The following is a 4379-nucleotide window of genomic DNA, read 5'->3' as shown; positions in this document are numbered from 1 at the left end:
TTATAGTTCTGTGATGTAAATTACATCGCATTCCTGCAAACGAACGAAAGAAATCACAATGAAGCGATTCCTTTACGGAGCCGGAGCCAGTGTTGCTGCTCTTGCGTTAGGTGCCTCGGTGGCATCGCCGGCATTTGCCGCGCCTGAAACCCACTTCAACACCATGGGTGTCACAGGCGAGGACACTATGGCGTATCTGAAGGACATTTCAGATATCACGTGGAAGCACAAAGACGAAGAGTTCCGCGCACTCGGAACCAAGGGTTATGAAGAAGCCAGCGAATACGTCGAAAAAGTGCTCACTGACTTGGGCTACGAAGTTGAGCGCCAAGAGTTCACCGTTCCTAGCCAGAAGTTCGGCAAGATCGAACTGACAGTCGACGGCGAAAACGTTAAGGCGAAGTCCCTGTCGTACACAGAGGGAACTAAGGACCCCATCACCGATGCGGCCCTCGTTCTGCCTGTTGATGACAAATACGGCGACAAAGCCGGCGGTGAGCTCGGATGCTCAGCTGACGACTTCGACGAAACGGTCAAGGACGCAATCGTGCTGGTTCAGCGCGGTGAGTGCGCATTCTCGGACAAGGTAAAGAACGCCTCTGAAAAGGGTGCGGCCGGTGTAGTCATTTACAACAACACTGAGGGCGACTTGAACGGTACCCTTGGTGAACGCTTTGAAGGGTCTGCCCCGGCAGTTTCTGTGGACCAAGCTACAGGTGACTCGCTCCGCGACAAGGCGACTGCAGAAAACGCTGACGTCAAGGCTTCGCTCACACTAGAAACTCAATTCACGGAATCCAAGACGTGGAACATTCTGGCTGAGACCAAAGCCGGTGATCCCAACAACGTACACATGCTTGGTGCGCACCTGGACAGCGTTCCAGAAGGCCCAGGTATCAACGATAACGGCTCAGGTGTAGCCGGTGTTCTCACCGTAGCCAAAGGCCTTGCAAACCAGGAACGTGAAGTTGACAACAAGGTTCGCATCGGTATTTGGGGCGCTGAAGAAGTGGGACTCGTGGGTTCCACCTACTACGTCGAATCCCTCACTGATGAAGAGCGTGGCAAGATCACCTCGTACCTCAACTACGACATGATCGGTTCGAACAACTACGCAGTTTCCACTCTGGACGCTAACGGTGACTACCGCGACATCCCGGACGGCGTGAAGGTTCCCAAAGGCTCGGTTGAACTTGAGAAGCTCTACACGGACTACTTCGACTCTGTTGACCAGCCATACATTGGTGCCGAATTCTCCGGCCGTTCCGACTACCAGGCGTTCATGGACGCCGGTATCCCCGTTGGTGGTGTGAACTCCGGTGCTGACGAAGTCAAGACGGAAGAGGAAGCCAAGCTGTTCGGTGGAGAAGTTGGCAAGCAGCTTGACACCAACTACCACAAGATCACGGACTCCTTGGAGAACGTGAACACGGACTCCGTTAACGCGATTGTTCCATCGATGGCGAACGCCACGTACCAGCTGGCGTACACTGATGAGCACAAGGCTGAAGACGCTCAGAAGCCTGAAGAAGAAGCTCCTGAAGAGGAAGCTCCGGGCGAAGACAAGCCGAAGGAAGAAGACCCTAAGGATGAAAAGCCAGAAGGTGACGCCAAGGATGACTCGAGCGACGCTAAGGAAGACGACGCCAAGGCTGGCGACTCCAACCTTCCACGCACGGGTAGCGAAATGATGCCGTGGGTTGCTGGGGCTGCAGTGCTCGTGGCTGTTGGATCGGCAACCGTGGTGCTGACCCGTCGCAAGCGCCAGTAAAAACAGTGCGAACCAGCACTAGAAATTAGATAGAAAAGCGCGTCTTGAGTTGTTTCTCAAGACGCGCTTTTCCTATCTGGTTGTCTACTTTTCCTGCTATCCCGTCACAGTTCCAAAAAGCATGCCCAGAAGAATCGTTATTAGGGCTGCGCCATAGCCAATCGCAAGTTGGCGGAATGCCCGAGGTGTAGGAGCCTTCCCAGACAACACGCCTACCGCTCCACCAGTGAACATCAGCGCGATACCCACGAGGACAGCAGAAACCGCCATCGCTGGGATGCCTTCCATTCCAAAGACGTACGGCAAGATAGGGATGATTGCTCCCGTTGCAAAAAACACGAATGAACTGGTCGCTGCCCCTAGCGCTGTTCCCAGGTCCTCAGTGTCTTGCTCAGTTATTGTCTTAGGCAAAAAAGTGGGGTTGCGCTGGTCATTCGCTTTGCTGATCGCAGTGCGCGCTGCTAGCTCAGATTCTTGCGCATCCATGCCTCGAGCCCTGAACACTAAAGCCAGCTCATTCGCATTAATGTCTAACCGGGTCAGGTCATCAGCAGCGTGGGGATGAGGGTTCCCCGCCTCGATGAGTTCACGTTGCGAAGACACCGAAATATACTCACCAGCCGCCATTGAAAGGGCGCCAGCTAACAAGCCAGAAATACCCGTGAGAAGCACAATCTGCGGGCTCACTCCTGCAGCGCCCACGCCCAGCACCAAGGCCACGTTGGACACGAGGCCATCATTAGCGCCGAAGATTGCTGCTCGAAAGTTCCCCGACATGCGGGCGCGCGACTTCGCAGCGAGACCCCGAATAACCTCGGCGTGCACCCTCTCATCCGCCGCCATCTGCGCAGTGGCCCCGGATTCACTGTCATAAGGCGAGCGGGTTTCTGCCTGCTGCGCCAAAGCGAGTACAAAAATTGACCCGAACATGCGAGCCATCAGAGCGAGCAGCTGAATATTGAGCGACGGGCGCACGGTGTCGTTTGCATGCTCGCCAAGCCGGGCGATCCAGTGGTCTTGATGGCGCCGTTCAGCATCGGCGAGTTCTAATAAGATTTCGCGTTCTTCACCCTGCCGTTTTTGGGCCAAAGAACGGTACACGCGCTCTTCGACGCGCTCATTGGCCAGGTGTTTTTTCCAGCGACGAATGTCTTGTGCTTGAGTGGTCACGGCATAACTGTATGAGCATTCGTTAATGATTTCAACATTTGCGCAATTGATTAAATGTCGCGTGTTCGGAGAGTAACCGGATCAACCATTTGGCTGATCCGGATGTCAGGCGAATCCGTCATACTTGGCAGTGTGACACCGAAAAAACTATTCTCTCTTTTCGCTTTTGCAGAAGCCGTGACATGGACGCTCCTGATCGCCGGAATGGTCCTGAAATACACCGGCGTAACTGAAGTGGGCGTGCGAATCGGTGGAGGTATCCACGGTTTTGTGTTTCTTGCCTACTGCGTGGTGACCGTTCTGGTAGGAACTTCGCAGCGCTGGAAGTTGGGACGCACCCTGCTTGGGTTGGTGAGCGCGGTTGTGCCTTACGCAACCATTCCCTTTGAAATCAACGCCAACAAGGCTGGTGTTCTGGATGGTGATTGGGAACTGCCCCACAACCGCCAGGCACGCAACTGGTTTGAACGCTTATGCGGCTGGGCGATCACCCACCCGTTCTTGGCAGTTCTTGTTGGGTTCGTGGGCGTGGCAATTCTGTTCACTGTTCTGCTTATCCTGGGACCGCCCATTCCGCAAAACTAGTTCGAGTTAGGTGGGCACACGTTCACTCTGTGGTTTATGCGGAGGAAAACCGTATCGCGTGGGTTGAGTTCATGTGGGAGCCTTGAAGTATGGACTCTGACGACATTATGTATGAACTGACTCACATCCGAGCAGAATTGCAGTCGCTGCGCCGCGAAGTCGCGTCCCTGCGACGTCACCTGGGTGACGTTGACGAAGCGCGTGACACTGCTGAACAGTCAGAAGCGAAAGGCTCTGACCAGCACGAACGCGAACCTCGCACTCACTCCGAACGCTGCGCTCCACCCGCACAGATTCAGGAGTTTCTGGGTGATCTCATGCGCGACTTCCCTTTCACCTGGGGCGAAGACCCTCGCCCATCGCGCAGGGCAGGTTTTTCTGCAGATCCCCAGGGACCACCTCGGCCAGAATCCCACGCAGGTTCTCAAGTGGAGTCTCAGGCGGAGTCTCACCAGGACCCCCGCCCATGTTCTTACCCGGGCGCCGCTGAGATCGCTAAGTTCATCAGTGACGCGCTTGCAGAACGTGACCGCCGAGGTCGTGGCGACCACAACGCTGACGACGACTCAGACGGCGCAAAGGGGGATGCGGACGGATTCTTGGAGGATTCCGTATGAACCGTTCGTATACGAAGGAGCAGCGTCGTTTGGCTTTGCGGGTTTTTAAGCGTACGCAGTCGGTAACGAAGACGATTCGTGAGCTTGGTTTTCCTGGGCGGCGGACGATGCATAGGTGGGTGCGTGAGGGTGTGTCACCGGGGCGTCGGCGCAGGAAAGGGAAGGCTGCGGCTAGTTACCCGGTTGAGGTGAAGTTAGAAGTTGTTGAGCTTTTTCATGCTGGTTGGCGACCTGAT

The 4379-nt window shown here is 55.3% G+C and carries 5 protein-coding genes; 4 read left to right on the top strand and 1 reads right to left on the bottom strand.

What is annotated here, in order from left to right; all coding sequences use genetic code 11:
* Positions 1–58 precede the first annotated feature (58 nt).
* Entirely contained in the window at positions 59–1771 is a 1713-nt protein-coding gene (locus tag HMPREF0183_RS11645; protein WP_005886417.1) for a M20/M25/M40 family metallo-hydrolase, read from the top strand.
* Between the two features lie 96 nt (positions 1772–1867).
* Here HMPREF0183_RS11645 and HMPREF0183_RS11640 read toward each other — a convergent pair whose 3' ends face one another.
* Positions 1868–2941, bottom strand: coding sequence for a VIT1/CCC1 transporter family protein (locus HMPREF0183_RS11640; protein WP_005886415.1), 1074 nt, complete (start codon positions 2939–2941; stop codon positions 1868–1870).
* A gap of 132 nt (positions 2942–3073) precedes the next feature.
* Between HMPREF0183_RS11640 and HMPREF0183_RS11635 the strand changes: the two genes are divergently transcribed.
* The 3 genes from HMPREF0183_RS11635 to HMPREF0183_RS13110 form a co-directional block, all read left to right on the top strand.
* Entirely contained in the window at positions 3074–3526 is a 453-nt protein-coding gene (locus HMPREF0183_RS11635; RefSeq protein WP_040349131.1) for a DUF3817 domain-containing protein, read from the top strand.
* Positions 3527–3615: 89 nt separating this feature from the next.
* Entirely contained in the window at positions 3616–4143 is a 528-nt protein-coding gene (locus HMPREF0183_RS11630) for a hypothetical protein (RefSeq protein ID WP_005886411.1), read from the top strand.
* On the top strand, positions 4140–4379 hold a 240-nt coding region (locus HMPREF0183_RS13110; RefSeq protein WP_211205356.1), incomplete at its 3' end, for a hypothetical protein. The genes HMPREF0183_RS11630 and HMPREF0183_RS13110, both read left to right, overlap by 4 nt.

Origin of the sequence: Brevibacterium mcbrellneri ATCC 49030 (assembly GCF_000178455.1) — a bacterium.
Lineage (GTDB): Bacteria > Actinomycetota > Actinomycetes > Actinomycetales > Brevibacteriaceae > Brevibacterium > Brevibacterium mcbrellneri.
Note: the sequence above shows the minus strand (reverse complement) of the source record. Positions and strands in the feature narration are given on the sequence as shown.